11 protein-coding genes and 2 pseudogenes are annotated in these 14,623 nt (G+C 65.1%); 7 read left to right on the top strand and 6 right to left on the bottom strand.

The genetic code is table 11. The features are described from left to right. Positions 1-100 precede the first annotated feature (100 nt). The 3 genes from ABZ420_RS21570 to ABZ420_RS21560 are packed head-to-tail and all read left to right on the top strand — an operon-like array spanning position 101 to position 4,103. Positions 101-1,924 carry an ABC transporter ATP-binding protein gene (locus ABZ420_RS21570; RefSeq protein WP_357125448.1) on the top strand — a complete coding sequence of 608 codons (1,824 nt, stop codon included), beginning with the start codon at positions 101-103 and terminating at the stop codon, positions 1,922-1,924. Next, a complete protein-coding gene (locus ABZ420_RS21565) occupies positions 1,921-3,651 on the top strand; it encodes an ABC transporter ATP-binding protein (protein ID WP_357125445.1) in 1,731 nt (576 codons plus the stop codon). Before ABZ420_RS21570 ends, ABZ420_RS21565 begins: the two co-directional genes overlap by 4 nt. Positions 3,652-3,686: 35 nt before the next feature. Then, on the top strand, positions 3,687-4,103 hold the full coding sequence (locus ABZ420_RS21560; protein WP_357125442.1) for a hypothetical protein: 417 nt from the start codon (positions 3,687-3,689) through the stop codon (positions 4,101-4,103). A gap of 261 nt (positions 4,104-4,364) precedes the next feature. Here ABZ420_RS21560 and ABZ420_RS21555 read toward each other — a convergent pair whose 3' ends face one another. Further along, positions 4,365-4,844: an Lrp/AsnC family transcriptional regulator gene (locus ABZ420_RS21555; protein WP_357125439.1), complete on the bottom strand. Its 480-nt coding sequence runs from the start codon at positions 4,842-4,844 to the stop codon at positions 4,365-4,367. A gap of 174 nt (positions 4,845-5,018) precedes the next feature. Further along, complete coding sequence (locus ABZ420_RS21550; protein ID WP_357125435.1) at positions 5,019-5,504, bottom strand: hypothetical protein; 486 nt, start codon at positions 5,502-5,504, stop codon at positions 5,019-5,021. Between the two features lie 410 nt (positions 5,505-5,914). Between ABZ420_RS21550 and ABZ420_RS21545 the strand changes: the two genes are divergently transcribed. Then, the gene (locus tag ABZ420_RS21545) at positions 5,915-6,970 is read left to right on the top strand and encodes a 3-isopropylmalate dehydrogenase (RefSeq protein ID WP_357125432.1); all 1,056 of its coding nucleotides are present in this window, start codon (positions 5,915-5,917) and stop codon (positions 6,968-6,970) included. A 45-nt stretch (positions 6,971-7,015) separates the two neighbouring features. Then, positions 7,016-10,528 (top strand): indolepyruvate ferredoxin oxidoreductase family protein, encoded by a 3,513-nt coding sequence (locus ABZ420_RS21540; RefSeq protein WP_357125429.1) that lies wholly within the window; start codon positions 7,016-7,018, stop codon positions 10,526-10,528. On the opposite strand, the gene ABZ420_RS21535 is transcribed toward ABZ420_RS21540, so the two are convergent. Continuing rightward, the gene (locus ABZ420_RS21535) at positions 10,485-10,730 is read right to left on the bottom strand and encodes a hypothetical protein (RefSeq protein ID WP_357125426.1); all 246 of its coding nucleotides are present in this window, start codon (positions 10,728-10,730) and stop codon (positions 10,485-10,487) included. The two genes, ABZ420_RS21540 and ABZ420_RS21535, sit on opposite strands and share 44 nt — an antisense overlap. A gap of 15 nt (positions 10,731-10,745) precedes the next feature. Between ABZ420_RS21535 and ABZ420_RS21530 the strand changes: the two are divergent. Next, positions 10,746-10,979 (top strand): annotated as a pseudogene (locus tag ABZ420_RS21530) (NADPH:quinone oxidoreductase family protein); the annotation flags it as partial. A gap of 62 nt (positions 10,980-11,041) precedes the next feature. Further along, a pseudogene (locus tag ABZ420_RS21525) lies at positions 11,042-11,861 on the top strand (AMP-binding protein); the annotation flags it as partial. A gap of 311 nt (positions 11,862-12,172) precedes the next feature. Here ABZ420_RS21525 and ABZ420_RS21520 read toward each other — a convergent pair. From ABZ420_RS21520 to ABZ420_RS21510, 3 genes are all read right to left on the bottom strand, one after another. Then, positions 12,173-13,096, bottom strand: a complete 924-nt coding sequence (locus ABZ420_RS21520) for a dioxygenase (protein ID WP_357125423.1) — start codon at positions 13,094-13,096, stop codon at positions 12,173-12,175. A gap of 285 nt (positions 13,097-13,381) precedes the next feature. Further along, positions 13,382-14,206 carry an alpha/beta fold hydrolase gene (locus ABZ420_RS21515; RefSeq protein ID WP_357125420.1) on the bottom strand — a complete coding sequence of 275 codons (825 nt, stop codon included), beginning with the start codon at positions 14,204-14,206 and terminating at the stop codon, positions 13,382-13,384. A 4-nt stretch (positions 14,207-14,210) separates the two neighbouring features. Then, the gene (locus tag ABZ420_RS21510; RefSeq protein ID WP_357125417.1) at positions 14,211-14,603 is read right to left on the bottom strand and encodes an EthD domain-containing protein; all 393 of its coding nucleotides are present in this window, start codon (positions 14,601-14,603) and stop codon (positions 14,211-14,213) included. Positions 14,604-14,623: the final 20 nt, after the last annotated feature.

Here is a 14,623-nt window from a genome sequence, read left to right as displayed (position 1 = left end):
CCTTGTCGATATCTCACCCGTTCAATATAGTCGGGTCAGATACATCCTGATCGTTCAGTATGTGTATGCCGTCGGGCGTGATGAGAGAGGACTTCTATCCGTGAGCAGTGTGGACACAGCCTCCGGTCCCGCGCCGTCGATGCGTGAGCAGGGCGCCGCGTTGTGGCGGCTGCTATCGCCGGTGCGCGGCCAGTTGATCGTGGCGGTGCTGGTGCAGGCCCTCGCCGCCGTCGCGTCGGTGGTGCCGTTCATCGCGGTCGCGTCCCTGGCGCGGGTGCTGATCGAGGACGGCCTCGCACGCCCGGAGCAGCTGTGGCTGTGGGGGTTGATCACGGTCGGCGCGCTCGTGGTGCGGGCCGTCGCCACGCTGGTCGCGGGCGCGATCACGCACTACGCCGACAATGATCTGCAGCTGATCCTGCGCCGCCGGATCGCAGCTCGGCTGGAGCAGGCACCACTGGGGTGGTTCACCCAACGCAGCGCGGGGACGATCAAGAAGGGCGTCGCCGACGACGTCGCCGCGATGCACCATCTCGTCTCGCACGCGGAGCTCGAACTCACAAACGCGATCGTCGTGCCCCTGGTGACGCTCGTCTATCTGTTCAGCGTGAACTGGTGGCTGGCACTGGTGGTGTTGATCCCGATGTTCGCCGGCTTCTACCTGTACGCCCTGCAGCTGGCGGCAGGCAAGGGAAAGATGGAGCAGTACTCCACGTCGATGGAGCGGGTGACCTCGGCCGGGATCGAGTTCATGCAGGGCATCTCGGTGGTCAAGACCTTCGGGCAGGCCGGACGCGCCCACCGGCGCTTCCTGGATGCGACGACCGCGTTCATCGACTTCTTCTGGGGCATGGTGATGGGCTCCCGCAAGACCACCACCGCGGGCGACATCGTCCTGGCCCCACTGGCCGCTCTTGTCGTGGTGCTCGGTGGTGGCGCCCTGTTCGCGCAGATGGGATGGATGGACCCGGTCGACATCGTCGCGTTCGCGCTGCTGGGGCTGGGTATCACCGGCCCGCTGTTCGCGATGTGGTACGCACTCACGTCGATGCAGCAGGCACAGTCGGCGGCGATTCGCGTGCAGGCGCTGCTGGACACCCCGGTCCTCGACGAACCGGAAATCAGCGCGACGCCCCGCGACGAGATCCTGGAACTGCGAGGCGTGGGCTTCAGCTATGACGGTACGCACGACGCGCTGCGCGACATCAGCATCACTCTCGCACCCGGCACGACGACCGCGCTCGTGGGCCGTTCGGGGTCGGGCAAGTCCACGATCTCCCGCCTGATCCCCCGCTTCTGGGATCCCACCGAGGGGCAGATCCTGCTCGGCGGTCAAGACCTGCGCACCCTCAGCACCGAAGAACTGTTCCGGCATGTCGGCTTCGTGTTCCAGGACGTACAACTGCTGCGCACGAGCGTGATCGACAACATCCGGATGGCCCGCCCCGACGCCACCCCGCAACAGGTCCATGACGCGGCACGGTCCGCGCAGATCCACGACCGGATCATGCAACTCCCGCGCGGCTACGACAGCGTCATCGGCGAGGACGCGCTGCTGTCCGGAGGCGAGGCACAGCGCGTCTCGATCGCCCGCGCGATCCTCGCCGACGCCCCCATACTCGTGCTCGACGAGGCCACCGCTTTCGCGGACCCCGAATCCGAAGCGCTCATTCAGGACGCCCTCTCCGAACTCGCCACCGGCCGCACGCTGCTGGTGATCGCGCACCGGCTCTCCACGATCGAACACGCAGACCAGATCATCGTGCTCGACCGGGGCCGCATCGCCGAACAAGGCACGCACGAGGGGCTCCTGGAGCGGGGCGGGACCTACGCGCGCTTGTGGGCCGACCACGAACGGGCCACCGCCTGGACCCCGCGCCCCACCACAGCCACAGCAACCACGACAGAGGAGGGCTGGCTGTGATCCGGCAGATGATCCGCATCCTCGGCCCCGACGCCGGCACCTTCCGCGCGCTGCTCGCCGGGCTCGTCGCGAGCGCCGTCGTGCAGGGGATCGCCTTCGCATTCACGGTGCCGCTTCTGACCGCGATTCTCGCCTCGGACTGGGGCGCGGCCTGGACATGGTTCGGTGTCGAGACCCTGCTGCTGGCCGTCTACGCGGGTGTGACATACCGGGCGAAGCTGTCGTCGACCGGCACCTCTCGGCTCGTGGCGACCAACCTGTGGCAGCGCCTCGGCGACCACATCGCCCAGTTACCGCTCGGCTGGTTCGGGCCCGCACGCGTGGGGCAGGCGTCCAAGACCGTCTCCGCCGGAGTGCTCGACGTCATGGGCCTGCCCACGAACCTGCTGCGTCCCCTGATCGACACCTTCGTCACCCCCGCGGTGGTGGTTGTCGCGATGTTCTTCTTCGACTGGCAGCTCGCGCTTATCACCGCCCTCACCGCCCCGTTCATCGCCGTCGCATACCGGTTCGCCGGGAGGCTGTTGATGTCGACCGACGCGCACACTCACGAAGCCGCTGTCGACACCGCGAACCGGCTTGTGGAGTTCGCGCAGACCCAGCCCGTGCTACGCGCCTTCGGCCGCCGAACCGAAAGCGGGCGTCTGCTCGATGACGCGATCGTGGCGCAACGCGCCGCCGACCGGAAGATGGTCACGCGGGTTGCCATTGCCCAGTTCGGGTTCGGACTCGTCGTGCAGACCGCGTTCACCGTCGTGATCCTCGCCGGCATTGCACTCGCACTCGGTCGCAGCCTCGGGCATATCGAGCTCGTCACCCTGCTCGTGCTCACCACCCGGTACGTGCAGCCCATGCTCGACGCTGGCGACCTGTCCGCCGGCCTGCGCGTGGTGCGCAACACCCTGGACCGCATGGAGAACATCCTCGCGACCCCCACACTCCCCGTCACCGGCACAGCCGCCACCCCCACCGAGCCGACGGTCGAGTTCGACCACGTGACCTTCGGCTACGACCCGCAGCGGCCCGTCATCCGCGACGTCAGCTTCGGCGTGCCGGTCAGGTCCATGACCGCCCTCGTCGGACCGTCGGGGTCGGGTAAGACGACCATCACCCGGCTAGTCGCACGGTTCTGGGACGTCGACTCCGGTACCATCCGCATCGGTGGCGCCGACGTCGCCGCACTCACCCCGGACGACCTCATGCGGCAGCTGTCGTTCGTCTTTCAAGACGTCTACCTGTTCGCCGGCACGATCCGCGAGAACATCCTGATCGCCAAGCCGTCGGCAATCGACGAAGAACTGGAACGGGTCGTCCAGCTCGCCCGCGTCGACGAGATCATCGAGCGCCTGCCAGCCGGTCTCGGCACACAGGTCGGCGAGAGCGGCTTCGCGCTGTCCGGCGGGGAGCGCCAGCGTGTCTCCATCGCCCGCGCACTACTCAAAGACGCCCCCATCGTTCTGCTCGACGAGGCCACCGCCGCGCTCGACCCCGAGAACGAGGCCCTCATCCAGGACGCCCTCACCGCCCTCACCGCCGACCGAACCCTCATCGTCGTCGCCCACCGCCTCCAGACGATCAGGTCCGCCGACCAGATCCTCGTCCTCGACAACGGCCGCATCGCCGAACGCGGCACGCACGAGGGCCTGCTCGCCCACGGCGGCATCTACGCCTCGTTCTGGCGCGAACGCAGCCGCGCCCGGGGCTGGCGCATCACCCCGGCCCGCTGACGCACCCACCCCCCGACGAAAGCGAAGACGATCGCATGACCAGCAGCACCACACCCGCCAGCCCATCCGCGGCGGCCCGGCGTGCCAAGCACCTATGGACCATCACTGGGATGGGACTCCTGCTCTACCTCGTCTTCCACGTGCTCTCGACGCTCCTCGAAGGCGTCGACCCCGCGCTCGAAGGCAATGAGGCACAGGCGATGTGGGTCTGGACGATCAGTCTCGGCATCGCCTTCCTCCCCACCCTCCTCTCCGCGCTTGGCGAATCCCGCGCCATCGCATGGGTCATCTTCGTGCTCGGCATCGTATCCGTGCTCCTAGGCCTCCTCATCGCCTACCAGTACGGCATCAATGCCAGCGCCGGCTACATCGCCCTCACCATCGCCGTCTTCATGCTTCTCCCAGCCGTATTCGCGCTCCCCCACACCCTGCGATGGGCCCGCGGAGGGTAGGCGCCGAGACAAGCTTTGAGGATGCCCAACATTCACCACCGACGACGTCGCGGTGGCAACACGATGGGCGAAGGACCAACTTGCGAGTAAACCCGCCGACGGAGAGGCCTGATGTGGGCTAGCACTTGCGTGAATGCAGTGTCACGATGCGTGACCGTGAGGTCAGTCAGAATGCCTCCCGGGCGGCCCCGTGTGCAGGGCAGGCGCGAGGCCTGACAGGGCACGATCGGCAAGAGACGGTGGAGCTGCGGTGGCGGGCGACTACGACTGGCCGATGGTTCCCAACAATGGGACCAGCCGATGATCCAGTACCGGGCGAATGACAACCGATGTGCTGGCACGACGCACACCGACGCAATTGAGCACCAGGGCATTGACCCGCCCCAGGTCCTCAGCGCTGCGAGCTACCACTCGGCACATCACGTCGCCGTCGCCGGTCGTCCCGTATGCCTCGATCACCTCAGGAATGTCGGCCAACGCCCGGCGTAGCGCGTCCAGGTCGCGCTGGTGAACGGCGATGGTCATGAACGCTGTGACTCCAAAGCCGGCCAACGCCGGGATGGCGTGGACGTTCTCCATACTGAGCACGCCGAGTTCCTCGAGTCGCGCCAGTCGGATCTGCACGGTGCTACGCGCCAACCGCAACTCCCCGGCCAGCCCCATCACGGTGGCGCGGGGATGCTGCAATAAGGCAGCCAGGATACGGGCATCGGTACCATCCAGGGTGACCCGTTCGGTCATGTCAGCCTCCTTGGCAGACGTCGGGCAGCCCGGATTCCGCGCTGGCGAAACCAGCATAGGGATGCAAATGAGGAGATTGAGCAAAGGGATCGGTCGACTACCTATGGCGGCGAGAACGGCCCGGCACACATGAGGTGGCGCCAGGCCGTACCGATTTATTGTGGCTTGGAATGATCAGGCAGGAATCCCGCCAACCAGGCCAGCAACGGCGCGGCCTGGCCGCAGCGACGATGCCAGAGTACACCAACATCTGACGGAAGTACCTGTCCCGACTGCCTTCGTCAATATTGGCCGACACCATCGCGCCATTGGTGGAGAAGGGACTGACATCACTACTGTCGCCGAGATCGCCGTAGCGGCAACGAATCCGATCGGGTTCACCGCGCCATCGTCGAGCATGGGTCCAGCGACGGCGATCGCCACTCCGATCGTGGCCGAGGACGATGCCGGCACGGGCACGATACCGGCCATGTAGCACAGCAGCAGCGCGACCAGCAACGGAATACCGATTCCGGCAGCGGCGGTGCTCACATAATCGACGGCACCGGCAGTTTGCGTCACCTTGATGAAGGTGATGACGCCGCCGACGAGAACGACGATCGGCGAACTGACATTGGCCAGCCAGGTCTTGGCGTCCGCCGGGTTGACGACAACCAGCACCGCCGCAGGACGCAGATGTCCAGCAGCGCAATGGAAGTTCCGGTGAGGGCGAAGAAGCTCCAGGGAGCACTAGGTGGCTCGCCCAGTCGAATTGAATTGGCCAGGCGTCTCACACTCCGGAAACCTTTCATTCTCTTTGGAACACGGCTGCCCTGAGCGGGACTTTCTGTTGCTATGTCGACGCTAGCCTGCATACCGACAAGCCACAGTGCGTCCAGGACACGTCTCATGACACGAGTCAGGCAGGCAAATCGACTGAACTGCGGGGCAGCCGCGGCAACCACGAGGCAATGTGACTGATTCTCCATCCAGCAGTAGTCGGCGTCACGTTGCGCCGGTCACACTGGCGGCATTTCGTAGCGCCACTACCTGCGCACGGCGCAACTCGTCACTGCACCAGGAGGAATCGAATGGATATCGGCGTCATCAGCGGAGACGGCATCGGCCCCGAAGTCATCGACCAGGCGCTGGACGTACTTGCCCTGGTGCGCCCTGACATCGCGGTCCAGCATTACGATCTCGGGGCAGCCCGTTACCACCGCACGGGCGAAGTGCTGCCCGACGATGTTCTCAACTCGCTTCGTCACCACGACGCCATCCTGCTCGGGGCCATCGGGGACCCCAGTGTGCCCAGTGGCGTACTCGAGCGCGGATTGCTCCTCGAGATGCGTTTCGCGCTCGACCACCATGTCAATCTGCGACCGTTCGAGATCCGTCCCGGCGGGGCTTCCCCCCTGCGTACCGCGCCGACGGTATGCGACTTCGTTGTTGTGCGAGAAGGCACTGAAGGACCCTATGTGGGCACCGGAGGATCGGTGCGCACCGGCACTGCGCACGAGGTGGCCACCGAAGTATCGGTCAACACCCGCTATGGCGTCGAACGCGTGGTGCGGTTCGCCTTCGACCTCGCCGCGACCCGTCGAGGGCATCTGACCTTCGTCCACAAAACCAACGTGCTCACCTGGGCCGGCAGGCTGTGGGCCAACACCGTCACTGAGCTTGCCACCCGCTATCCGGAGGTGGAGGTCGCTTACGCGCATGTCGACGCCGCGACCGTTCACCTGGTCAACGATCCGGGTCGCTTCGATGTGATCGTCACCGACAACCTTTTCGGTGACATACTCACCGATCTGGCCGGCGCCATCACCGGAGGTATCGGGCTGGCTGCGTCCGCCAACCTCGATACCACTCGCCGGAACCCATCCATGTTCGAACCAGTGCACGGCAGCGCCCCGGACATCGCTGGACGCGGGATCGCTGACCCGACTGCCGCGATCCTGTCGGTGGCCTTGATGCTCGACCACCTGGGCGACCCAGCGTCCGCCACCCGCATCCGAGAGGCGGTCGACAGCGGGCTCGCCGACAACACCGGTGCAGCGCGCACTACCGCCGCGACCGGCGCGGCAATCCGAAGCGCGCTCACCTCGACGACTGCGCCGACCGCGGCCGCACCCACGAGTCGCTAGCTGTATCGCACAGACGGTCGAACCAAACCGAGCGAAGCGAAAGACATGACGCAAACACACGAATCCTCCTCGACAAGAGAGCCTTTGGACCTCAACGACCGCTACCGCCCCGGGTCCGGTGCGGTTCTGATGACAGGTGTCCAGGCCGTAGCACGCTTACTCGTAGAACAGCATGAGCGTGATCGCCGCGGCGGCCGTCGGGTCGCGACCTTGGTGTCGGGATATCAGGGCAGCCCACTGGCTGGCCTCGATCAACTCTTGGCCGGCCTACCGCTGCTGGCCGGGCACGACGTCAAGCTCACGCCGGCGGTCAACGAAGAACTCGCGGCCACCACGGTCTGGGGCAGCCAGCTCGAACTCCCGATGGGGACGCGCACCCACGACGGTGTTGTCGGCGTTTGGTATGGCAAGGGGCCTGGGTTCGACCGTTCCACCGATGCACTGCGACACGCGAATATGTACGGCGCTCATCCCACGGGCGGTGGCCTGTTGCTGGTCGGCGACGACCCTGCTGCCAAGTCCTCGAGTGTGCCTGCGGCAAGCGAAAAGGCTATCGCCGCGCTCAACATACCGATCCTGTTCCCGCGCAACGCCGAAGAGATCATCGCGTTCGGCATGATCGGAATCGCTCTGTCGCGCGCTTCCGGATGCCTGGTCGCCCTCAAGATCGTCGCCGACGTCGCCGACGGAATCTGGACGGTCGACCGCAACTTCGCTGACCTGGCGATCAGGGTGCCCACGATCGACTGGGACGGCAAACCCTGGGCCTACCGGCAGCGGGTGCTCGCCGCGCCCCCGGACAGCCTGCTCGCCGAGGCGGACCTCTATGGCCCGCGCTGGTCGATGGTCAAGGCCTTCGTCGACGCCAATCCCCTCGATACGGTGGAGGTCGATCCCGCGAACGCGTGGCTGACCATCGCTGCAGTGGGCAGCGCCTACAACGCAGTCCGCGACGCCCTGACTGAACTCGGCCTGCCCGAAAACGAACTCAGGGCCGCCGGTGTGCGGGTGCTGCGTATCGGCGCCCCGTTCCCTCTCGGTAAAGCCACAATCACCGACGCCATTCGCGGAGTCACCGACGTTCTGGTCATCGAAGACAAGACACCATTCGTCGAAACACAAGTCAAGGAGATGCTCTACGGCGCAGCCCAGCAACCCGCAGTGCTGGGTAAGGCCGACCGAGAAGACAGGCCACTGATTCCGGCCGACGGCGAACTGACCGCCGCGCGCCTACTGGGCCCACTGCGTCGGGTGCTGCGCGGTCGCGTCCAGCTGCCCGCCAGCGCTTCACCCGGGCCCCTTCAGCTAACTGTGCTGCCGACCAGGCGCACACCGTACTTTTGTTCGGGCTGTCCCCACAACCGGTCCACTGTCGTCCCGGACGGGTCCTTGGCCGGCGGTGGTATCGGCTGTCACACGTTGGTCACCATGTCCTCACGAACAGACTCGCAAGTCACCGGATTGACCCAGATGGGCGGCGAAGGCGCGCAATGGATCGGCCAGGCGCCTTTCACGGACATCCCCCACATCTTCCAGAACGTCGGCGATGGTACGTACTTCCACTCCGGCCAGCTCGCTGTCCAAGCCTGCATCGCCGCCGGAGTCAACATCACCTACAAGGTGCTATTCAATTCCGCAGTCGCCATGACCGGAGCTCAGTCCGCTGAGGGCGGGCTGACCATCCCAGAGTTGACGCACAAGCTCCACGCCGAAGGCGTCCAGCGCATCATCATCTGCGCAGATGATCCGCACAGTCATCGCACTTCGACCTTCGCACCGATCACGACCCTGTGGGGGCGTGACCGCCTCGACGAAGCGCAACGCATCCTGCGAGACACCGAGGGCGTGACAGTGCTGATCTACGACCAGCACTGTGCCGCCGATGCCCGCCGTAAACGCAAACGCGGCACTCTGCCCAACCGCAATACACGGATCATCATCAACGAAGCCGTCTGCGAAGGCTGCGGAGACTGTGGCGTGAAGAGCAACTGCCTCTCCGTTCAGCCGGTTGACACCGAGTTCGGCCGTAAGACGCGCATCGATCAGGACAGCTGCAACACCGACTATTCATGCCTCGACGGCGACTGCCCATCGTTCGTCACCGTCGAGATAGACGAGCAAAACCGGTCGGACGCCCCTGCGATACCCACCCCGCCGGCGACTTCCGAACCCACCCTTCCCGCCATCTCGGGAAGCTTCGGAGTGTTCCTCGCCGGTATCGGGGGCACTGGAATCGTCACTGTCAACCAGATGCTCGGAATCGCCGCCCTTCGATCCGGCCTGCACGTCGAAGGGCTCGATCAAACCGGATTGAGTCAGAAAGCCGGGCCTGTCACCAGCCACCTTCGTCTCTCCACCAAGCCTCTCGCCGCGGCTAACCGCGTCATGCCGGGCTCCGCTGATTCCATCATCGCCTTCGACCTGCTCACCCTCGTCGAGCCCAAGAACCTGACCTACGCATCAAACCAGCGCACCACCGCCGTCGTCTCCACCAGCATTACCCCGACAGGTGACATGGTGTACTCGCCCGCCGTGCAATATCCGGACGTCACAGCGCTTCTCGACAGTGCCACTGCATCCACCTATCGGTTGGTCGACGTCGATGCACTCAGCGCCTCCCGCACCCTCTTCGGCGATACCACACCCGCCAACTTGGTCCTGGTCGGCGCCGCGTACCAACTCGGCGCGCTTCCCATTCCTGCCGCAGCAATCGAGGAAGCCATCCAGCTCAATGGCGTGGCTGTCGAGGCCAACACTGCAGCCTTCCGATGGGGTCGTGTGCTCATCGATGATCCCGCCGCCTTCCGCGCCGCCACTCGACCGCCCCACGCCGCCACCCGCAGTGACGATCAGCTGCCAGTACGCCTGCAACCTCTCATCGAGGCATTGCCGACACAGTTGCAGTCCGTCGTAAGTCGGCGCGCTGCGCAGCTTTCCGCTTATCAGAACACCTCCTCGGCCGCCGATTACATTGCACTCATCACCCGTATTTCCCATCACGACACAGCGTCCGAACACGACTATGGCTTCACCGAGGCCGTCGCACGCGGAGCTCACCAATTGCGGGCGTATAAGGATGAGTACGAAGTGGCGCGCATGCTGACCGATCCCGCATTCCTCGACGCGATTTCCCGCGAGGTCGCAGGCGCAACCAACCTCACCTACAGGCTTCACCCACCGCTTCTGAAGGCACTCGGCCGCAAGTCGAAGATCGGGCTGAAGGCCAGCCGGTCGCGACTCGCGCTGCGGGCGCTGGCCAAAGCCCGCGTCCTGCGCGGCACCCCACTCGATCTGTTCGGCCGCACAGCGATGCGACGTCTCGAAAGGGCGCTGTCCGCGCACTACGAAGCCATGGTCATCGAGCTAGCCGCGAATCTAACCCCGCAGACCTATCGCCGGGCGTTCGATGCGGCAACATTAGCCGCCGAGGTCCGCGGATACGAAGACGTCAAAATCGCGAACGTCCGCCGCTACCTCGCCGCACTCGAAGCTTTGGCCATCGACACCGCACCGGTCAGAATGCACCTCGATCGATTTCGGAATGGAAGCGCCGTCTGACCGGCAGCGCGAAGATCTTCCTTACGCTGACGTGTCCGGCGGCACCCGCGTCTACGTGCAGACCGCCCAGGCCCGGACGAAGCGTCCAAGGTGCGCGGCCGTTGCGGGGCGTGAACCGCTCCCGCGATTCGAATCGGTGGATGTCGTCGGCGTCGGCGAGCAGCCGCGCGGCGTCGGACGGGCCGATGCCGTTGAGGTCCAACAAGGTCGAGCCACGGTCGGCGGCCGACTATCGCAGCCCGCTCTGCTCGCTGCGCCGCGACGGGCGGTTCGTCACCGTCGGCTTCGCCTCCGGCGATACTCCACGGCTTCCCCTGAATCTGGTTCTGGTCAAGGGAAGTCACGTACACGGCTCCCAATCCAAGATGTGAACCCAGCTGAATTCCGCCGCAACGAGGACGAATTACGAGAACTGCTGACCACCGGCTGCGTCCTGCCCCACATCAGCGCGGCGACCTCCAGACCCGGGCGGCCGTTCGCCCGCGATGGCCTGCCGATACGCGAAGGTGCGGCTTTCTGCAGCCGGTCCTCTTGCTCGAAATGATGGCCGTTCAGAAACCGAGTTGCGCCGCAGCCGTGCCGACGATCTGGGGTGGCGCGTTCGCTGCACTGAAAGCCGGCCGCAGGATCTCACCCACTTGCGCGCCGCGGTGGTCGGCGGCGCGGCAGCCCCGCCGTCGATGATGCGCGCGTTCGAGCAGCGTCACGGCGTGCTCGTCGTGCATGTCTGGGGCATGACCGACATTGCACCGTTCGGCTGCATCACCCACCCCCTGCCAGCGCCCGCACCGAGGCCGAACAATGGACTTACCGCGTGAGCCAAGGCCGTTTCCGGCCGCGGTGCAGGCCCGGCTGGTCTCCGACGACGGCGCTGCGGTCCCCACGACGGAGTCAGCCTGGCAGAACTCGAAGTTCGCGGCCCCTGGATCACCGGCTCCTACTATTCGCCTGACGCAACCCCGGTCGATGCCGACAAATTCGACGACGGATGGCTGCGCACCGGCGACGTCGGCCGAATCATCCGAACGGATTCCGACCCTTGTCGACCGTACCAAGGACATCATCAAATCCGGCGGTGAATGGATCTCCTCGGTCGACCTCGAAAACGCTGTCATCGCCCGTCCCGCGGTCGCCGAAGCAGCCGTGATCGGTATCCCCGACCACAAATGGGACGAACGCCCCCCTCGCTGCCGTCGTACTCGCCGAAGGCGCCCACGCCCAGGCAGCAGAACTGCGCGACTTCCTCGCCGGCAAGGTCGCCAAATGGCAACTACCCGAATACTGGACCTTTCGCACCGAGGTTCCCAAGACCAGCGTCGGCGAGTTCGACTAGAAACAGCTGCACCACCGGCACGCCTGAGGCACCCTGCCCATCGTGACCCTGACCTGAGCACGACGCGCGGTGGATTCCTTCGGCTCCGGAGGTGACGAGCGAGAGCACGACCGGCTGGACTCCCCCTCCCCGATCTGAACTGACGGAGATGCTCGGACACTCGGATCTCACTTGAACCGTAGAGAGATTCGAGTGAGCGAGCCTGTTTCGACCGCCTGCAGCCGCAGTACCTCAAGCGTCCGATGATCCAGCATCCGGCCGTCGTTGTCCCGCACACGCCGATCCTGCTAGATCACTCCATCCGAGTCGATCTACGTCTGAACTCCTTGGTAGCCACTCTCTACCGTCGTTTCGCTGGGGGCGAGCACGATGTCGAAGCGAACGTGACGGAATGGTGAGGCCACGCCGAACCGCGCGGCCTCTTCAGGGTCGTCGATCGTAACAAAATCGCGGATCAGGCTTCTCTTCACAGCAAAAACGACGTCCCTTTCGATGTACGGGCAGTCGGACACGAAGGCGTGGGTGGTCAATGATTGATAGCCGTCGGCTTCCGCGATGAAGTGGAGGTGTGCAGGGCGGTAGATATCTCTGCCTTCCCTCACTACGAGTGCACCGCCCGGTCCGTCCACGGGCATGGGATAGTGGCGCGGCATCACGCTGCGATACCAGAAGTACCCCCCCTCGTCGGTCGTGAAGACTCCCCGCCCGGTGCCTGGCGGTAGGTAGTCGACCTGGACGTCGTAAAACCCCTCACCGTCCGATTGCCAGGTGTCGACCCGAGCTCCCGCAAGTGGATTGCCCTCGAGATCGGTGACGCTCCCTTCCACAACGAGTGGTTCACCCCGGCCGGTATCATTGATGAGGTCACCGAGTTGCCGCTCCGGGCTCACGGTCATGTGGAACGGACCCATCACGGTAGATGCCGTCGGCGAAAGATCATCCCACTCACGGATCTCTCCCTCGGCACCATTGATCGTCTCGACAAGCATGGACACTCCCATACTGTCGGAGAAGAGGATGAACTCCTGCCGGGTGTCGGTGCATGTCTGTCCGACAGCAGTGAGGAACTCGATGCCCGCTTCCCATTCAGCCGTGGTCAAACGGGTTTCGCGCACGAACGCGTGCATGTGGCGGATCGCGCTCGTCAGGATCTCTTTCAGCCGCGCATCCTCCTCACGCATGGTGGAGAGGCTAGCGACTACCACATCAGCGGAATTTTCTTCGTTGAAATCCATTGTTCCTCAATCAATCATTCTGACACCATACGGACGCCTCCCAGGGTCGGGCTGGAGAGCCGAACCATGACTTTCGTTGACCTGGTCCTCCGTTGGGGTGGTCCTCAATCGGGCGCTGGTCGTCGGAGCGTGTTGTTGCGCAGTGACGGGTTTCGTCATGCCCCTTGGCCAGAGCGAAGTGGACCTGGTCAAGTTCGGGTGAGTGGTCAGGATCCGTGGGACCCCGAAATGTCCTGAATCATAACCACCCGCGCCCTCCGACGCGGCCGAGCAGCGCGTCCATCTTCAGCACTCCGCCGCGGCGCCCACCACCTCGGCGATGAACTCCACGATCAGCTCGGTAGGCTGCGGGGCCGCCTCGGCGAGGAAGGCATGGCTTCCCGAGGGTCCGGTGATCAGCTCGAAGCGGCTCCCGGGTATCGCCTCGGCGACCGCCTTCGAGTAGGCGGCGGGGACGACTCGGTCCTGCTCACCCGCGAGCACCAAGGTTGGGACGCGGATCTCGCCCAGGCGGTCCTCGACGTCGAACCCGAGATTCGCCCCCACCGTCGCGAGGTGAGCCTCCCGTTCGGCCGAGTCAGGCGCGGCGAAAAGCGCAGTCGCAAGGCCGGTGGCGCGCCCAGGATCGGCATCCAGGAACTCATGAGAGAAGAGCCACCAGGCCATCGCTTCCCCGTATGCCTGAGGGTCGTTATTACTGAACACCGTCTGCCAGATCTGAAACATCTGGCGCATGGACTGAGTCGTCCGGGGCCAGGGGCTGCACAGCACGAGTCCCTGAACGCGGTCGGGATGTCGGAGCGCAAGTTCGAGAACGACGGCGGCCCCGTGCGAAACGCCTACGACGCAGGCGGTCTCGAGTCCCTTCGCGTCGAGCAGAGCGACGACATCCTCGACCTCCTCGGCGAATCCGTAGTCCCCCTTCGACGGGGCCGACTCGCCAGCTCCCCTCCAGTCGAGGGCGACCGCGCGTGCGTAGTTGGTGAGGCTCCCGAAGATCCCCGACTGGAGAAATATCTGGCGATCGGCCGCCGAGCCCGGGAGGAGCACCACCCCCGGGCCATCGCCCTCGTCGGCCGCCGCGAGCAGTGGCCGCTCGTCTGCGGGCATCACTTCACTGCCCCTTTGGGTAGAGCAGGATCTCCTCGCCGACATAGGTGTAGCAGCGATCGCGGTTGGTGAGGTTCGGCTCGTCGGCCGCGATCGCGGCCCACGCCGCTTTCCCCTCCTCGGTCTGCCAGCTTTCGAGGAACGACTCGGCACTGTCCCACCAGAGCTCGACGACACCGTCGTAGTCGACCGGCAGCTCGTTGCCCACGCCACCGCGCGGATCGTTCATTCCGGCCACCACCTCCGCGTTGCGGGCGTGGACCTGAATGTAGCGCCGCAGGTTAAGGGCCTCTGCGTGTTTCCGGACGAGCGGACCGTGGGTGTTGAGCCAGTAGTCCTCGAATTCCTCGCGACTGATTCCATCGCGGCGGGTAAGAAAGTTGAGCATCTTCATCATTTCGGTATCTCCTTTTGTAG

The organism is Nocardia sp. NPDC005745, assembly GCF_040630775.1.
Taxonomy (GTDB): Bacteria; Actinomycetota; Actinomycetes; order Mycobacteriales; family Mycobacteriaceae; genus Nocardia.
The sequence above is the reverse complement of the archived record's forward strand: the minus strand, read 5'-3'. Positions and strand labels throughout refer to the sequence as shown.